This window comes from Peptoniphilus duerdenii ATCC BAA-1640, from assembly GCF_000146345.1.
GTDB lineage: Bacteria > Bacillota > Clostridia > Tissierellales > Peptoniphilaceae > Peptoniphilus_B > Peptoniphilus_B duerdenii.
The window spans coordinates 271,807-277,073 of sequence record NZ_GL397071.1; the positions used below are offsets into that span (position 1 = coordinate 271,807).

Below are 5,267 nucleotides of genomic sequence, written 5' to 3' on the forward strand. Positions count from 1 at the left end.
TTTTGCCATTTTAATCCTCCTTAAGCCTCTTCATTTATGAGGTAAAGTAAATCCTCAAATCTATTTTAACACAAAGTCATTAAAAAAACTAAATTTATATATGTAAACCCATAAAAAAATAGCCATCTTCATGGCTATTGAAATTTAAATTCTTTCTATATATGGCATGGCAAATTTCTTCATGTAGTAGTAGAAATATATAAATCCTATAAATTCTGCAATTGGAGGCGCCCACCAAACTAGGCTGAGCTTACCAAATCCGCTTAAGAAGTATGCAACCGGGATAAGTCCCACTCCCTGTCTTATGATAACTCCAACTAAGGACAGAGTTCCATTGCCAAGGGATTGAAAAAGTGACCCAGTTACCATTGAAAATCCAGCGAATAGGAAAGAAATAGAAATGGTTCTAAAGGCAACCACTGCCACTTCAAGAAGACTATCGCTAACTCCAAAGATATCTTTTAGAATAAAGCTAGATAGGAATTGGAAAATCAGTATTCCAACTACCATGATCATCATTCCCCAGATGATTGCAAGTTCATAGGTCTTCTTCGCCCTCTCTCTATTCTTCGCACCGTAGTTGTAGGCGATGATTGGAATAATCCCGCTATTTAAACCGAAGATCGGCATAAATATAAAGGACTGAATCTTGTAGTAGATTCCGTATGCTGCCACCGCCGTCTTGGAAAATCCATTTAAAATCTTGTTCATAAGAGAGATTGAAACTGATGTAATAGTTATAAGTATGATGGAAGGAAGTCCAACGGTATAGATTTTCTTTATAACATTCCACCTTGGGACAAATGTCCTCATCTGTACCTCTATATTGTACCTATGATTTAAGTAAAGTCCCACAAACATACCGATGATTTGACCGATTATAGTAGCATAAGCTGCCCCTGCAATTCCAAGAGCTGGTAGTCCAAAGTATCCAAAGATAAGAATCGGATCTAGAATTATATTTATGATGGCACCGATACCTTGGGTGAGCATGGTGAGATAGCTTCGTCCTGTTGATTGCAAAACTCTCTCCATGGTGATTTGTACAAAAACCCCGAAACTTCCCATGGTAACTATCCTTAAATATATTTTTCCATAATCAATAATTTCCAAATCATCTGTGGTGAGACGGAAATATTTTTCTGAAAGAGTAAGTCCAAGGATAAAAAATATTATAGAGTAGCAAAACGCGAGAAACATTCCATTTTCTGCCACACTATTTGCAAGTTCAAAGTTCTTCTCCCCGAGGGAACGAGATAAAAGAGAATTTATCCCCACTGCAGTACCAACCGCCACCCCAATCATGGTATTTTGAATAGGAAAGGCAATGGACACAGCAGTAAAAGCATTCTCAGAAATCTTCATTACGAAGTATGAGTCCACAATATTGTATAAAGCTTGAATAAGCATTGAAATCATTATCGGTACAGAAATCTCCAATATAAGGCTTGAGATATTCTTGGTACCCATTTTATTTTCTTTGATAGTAATTCCTCCTTAACTATCTTATTATACTAGATAAATGGTAAAATAGAAATAAATGTAATTGGGTAAGTATCTATTAGGAGGTAATTATGAAAATATTTATTACAGCAAGAATCCCGGACGAAATACTAAAGAGACTAAGTAAGTACGAATTAAATTATCACGACAGCGAAATTCCTCTAACCAAGGAAGAAATCATAGAAGGCGTAAAGGATGCAGAAGTTTTGCTATGCCCATTAAGCGACAAAATAGATAGAGAAGTCTTAGAAGCAGGAGGAAATCTAAAACTTGTAGCTAACTATGGAGCAGGATATGACAATATAGACACAGCTTCTGCAAAAGAAATGGGCATCTTTGTCACAAACGCCCCTGCACCATCTAGTGCAGTATCAACAGCAGAGCTAACCTTTGGACTTATGCTTGCCATCTCAAGAAGAATCGTAGAAGGTGAAAGACTCTCCAGAGAAGATAAATTCCTAGGATGGAGACCAACCTACATGCTTGGTCACGAATTAAGAGGCAAGACTCTTGGAATCTTCGGTCTTGGAAATATAGGAAGCAATTTAGCTAAGCGTGCATTGGCATTTGAAATGAATGTCATCTACCATTCAAGAAATAGAAAAGAAGAAATGGAAAAGTTGGGAGTAAAATATGTGGACTCACTGGACGAACTTCTAGAAAAGTCAGACTTTGTATCCCTACACAGCGCATTTAAGCCAGAACTTAAACATATGATTTCAACGAATGAGTTTAAGAAGATGAAGAAGAGTGCATACCTAATCAATGCAGCAAGAGGACCATTGGTAGAAGAAAAAGAACTTATCAAGGCCCTAAACGAAGGAGAAATCGCAGGATGTGCCCTTGACGTTTATGAATTCGAACCAAAAATCTCAGAAGAATTAAAACAAGCAAAGAATATCCTACTTGCACCACATTTAGGAAACGCAACCTTCGAAGCAAGGCTTGAAATGGGTAACGCAGCCGCAGACAATATAGAAGACTACGTTGCTGGCAAAGAACCTAGAAACAATGTAGCAAAATAGGTAACATTATTTTTTGCATGAAAAAACCTCAGTAGCATCATTAGCATCTGAGGTTTTTGTTTTTGTATTGTTTATTATGATTTGTCATTTAAATTTTAAATTAATTATTCCGGCGGAAATATTATAAAAATAGCTTTGCAAAATAAATCCAAAAAAAATGTGCAGATAAGTTCTACACATTTTTTTAAATAATTTTACTATTTAATTGTTCCCTCTATATATTTTCCAGTATCCGCATCTAGAAATCTGATTTTATCTCCAAATAATTATTTTAGTTCAAATATTTTTCTGGATTATAATTTAAAACTTCTTCTTTTGTAAGTTTCTTTACACTTAAAATTTTAAGCTCGTCCATATCAATCTTAACTACGCTATTTACCGCTTTTCCATCTATGTCTTGAGCTAGCGGAATTATAGCAATATTGTCTTTTACAAAAATATCTACCTTGTTTGCCACTTCTTTTTTCGGTTCTGACCAAAACTTGTTTATTAGAGATGGAATATTCGCCCCTTGATTGTTAGGATATAATTTTTCTGTAAGCTCTACTCCTAAATTTACATTTTCACCACGGCAATTTACATTTGCTTCTCTTCCCTTGTAGGAAATATCTAAGTAGTAAATCTGTATATTCGCGTTTTCATAGTAGGTTATAGATCCATTATCGAAATTAAATGTATTCTTTTTAAAAGCACTTAAATGAAGAGACTCTGGTCTAGTTATTTCTAAACCCTTTTCTTTAGAAAATTCATAAGACATACAGGAATCCTCGTAGTTATAATCTGAAACCAACGGAATATAGGTTACATGATTATATACAAGCACAGGATATTTTCCTATCGTCTTAGGAAGGTATTCATCCCCAAATTTGATTTTAAATTCCGGAGTCTTCGCCTTCATGATTTTTTTATTCTTGGTCTTAACTTTTACTTGCTTGTAGTCTTCCCACTGATAATTTACTTGTTCGGTAGAAACTACATGGAGTTCTCTCGTTTTTTGCATCCATTTTAGATTCCATCCCATGAACTTGGAATCATCATATGTTAGTGGAAAATACGTTATTCCCTTATAAACTATGAATGGATACTTTTTATAATCATTTTCTACCTTAACTTCGTTTACATAGATGTTAAAAGTAGGTAGATGAACATCTACAGACTTGGCATTAGTTTTAGATATCAAAGTTAATGGCAAGATTAGAAGGATCAGAAATAAATTTTTATATTTTTTCATTTCACTATCTCCTTTAACCTACCTTCTTGGTAATGTTATATTTACATAATCAGTATAATTGCTGTTATACCATGTTGTATAGCTTGATGATGAAGGTATTTGATATGATCCAAATGTTCCATAGTGGTTATTATTTAGTCTATCTTCCAACCTAAAATAGCCTCCTCTTGAGTTATACACATAAGAATCTTTAAAAGTACCATTTGAAATATAACTGCCTTCTAATTTAGCATTATTCCATGTCATTGTAATTTGCTTATTAAAAGCTAAGGTATCATTTCTAGAATTATTTAATCTTACTCTAACACTAGCAATAACATCAGAAAAATTAGAAGCATTAACAAGTTTACAATTTATTAAACCATCTGAACCTCTATAAATATTATAATAAATACGATCCCCATCATAAAGAGTTTTATTTAGGGCTACATCTGTTTGCCCAGTAGCCTTTGATAATAATGTTCCAGCCCATCCCCATTTTCCTTTTCTAACACCAAAATCAAGCGTATCTCCTTTATCACTTGTTGGGCTTACAAAGTGCCACACTATTTCATTGTAATTATTTATATTTACATTTGGTAGAGTTGCGTAAGATGTAAATTGATAAAAATTATTTTTAGACTGTGCTTCAAAACCTACACCAGGATCTTTTCTAGTTGGAGCACTATACAAAGAAATTGTATTATCATAGGTAACTGTTGTGTTTTTTAACAAACCATCAACATATTCTTTTACTTCTTTTTTGCTAAATCTATTGGCCTCTGCCGCATTTCTTAATGCCACAATATCATCTTCTAAGTTTCCTATATAAAGCTGTTTTTCTTCAAATTTCATTGTGTATAAGTCATTTTTACTTATAAATTTATTTAATTTTTGTTCTATATCAATTCCATTTTCTTCAAGAAATAGTTTTGATTCAAAACTTAAATCTATATTGCTCAAATCTTCATAAGTAAGACCTTCGTATATCCTATGTTTGTTCATAAAAATACTGTCTACTAATTCAGAAACTTTGATATCTGTAAATTTATTTTGTTCAAAATACTCATTAATTGTTGTATTTGCCCAAATCGGTATATATATCATCAAGCTAAATGCAACTAATATTAATGATTTTTTTATAATTTTTTTCATTTTATTTAACTCCTTCAAGTTCTATAAGTTTTTCAAAGCTTAACTAATCGTGATAATACTTGCACTGATTGTTTTACTACCAGCTGCAGAATTATCTTTTAATATTAGAATTATCTCCATTCTTATACCTATGTGGGTTAGAATAATTCATAAAAACCTCCTAAGTTAAAGTGTTATTATTTATATATTCTACATTTTATACGTTACCCTATTAACTTGTTTTGTTAAATATATATTATACCATTTATTTTTTATTGTCAATAGATTGACTTATAATACCTTATTTTCATTTTATACTTTTCAAATTTTTTGCATAAAAAAACTTGCGTCGTCTCTATAGATCAACGCAAGTTAATTATTAATGCTTAAAAAGC

4 protein-coding genes are annotated in these 5,267 nt (G+C 32.5%); 1 reads left to right on the forward strand and 3 read right to left on the reverse strand.

Annotated elements, in window-relative coordinates; genetic code table 11:
• Window positions 1-144: 144 nt before the first annotated feature.
• Entirely contained in the window at window positions 145-1,419 is a 1,275-nt protein-coding gene (locus HMPREF9225_RS01200) for an MATE family efflux transporter (protein ID WP_245526530.1), read from the reverse strand.
• Between the two features lie 155 nt (window positions 1,420-1,574).
• On the opposite strand from HMPREF9225_RS01200, the gene HMPREF9225_RS01205 reads away from it, so the two are divergent.
• Window positions 1,575-2,528, forward strand: a complete 954-nt coding sequence (locus HMPREF9225_RS01205; RefSeq protein ID WP_008901093.1) for a 2-hydroxyacid dehydrogenase family protein — start codon at window positions 1,575-1,577, stop codon at window positions 2,526-2,528.
• Between the two features lie 271 nt (window positions 2,529-2,799).
• Here HMPREF9225_RS01205 and HMPREF9225_RS01210 read toward each other — a convergent pair whose 3' ends face one another.
• Together HMPREF9225_RS01210 and HMPREF9225_RS01215 are read right to left on the reverse strand one after the other, a co-directional pair.
• On the reverse strand, window positions 2,800-3,759 hold the full coding sequence (locus HMPREF9225_RS01210; RefSeq protein WP_008901094.1) for a hypothetical protein: 960 nt from the start codon (window positions 3,757-3,759) through the stop codon (window positions 2,800-2,802).
• Between the two features lie 18 nt (window positions 3,760-3,777).
• Window positions 3,778-4,893, reverse strand: coding sequence for a hypothetical protein (locus HMPREF9225_RS01215; RefSeq protein ID WP_008901095.1), 1,116 nt, complete (start codon window positions 4,891-4,893; stop codon window positions 3,778-3,780).
• Window positions 4,894-5,267 lie beyond the last annotated feature (374 nt).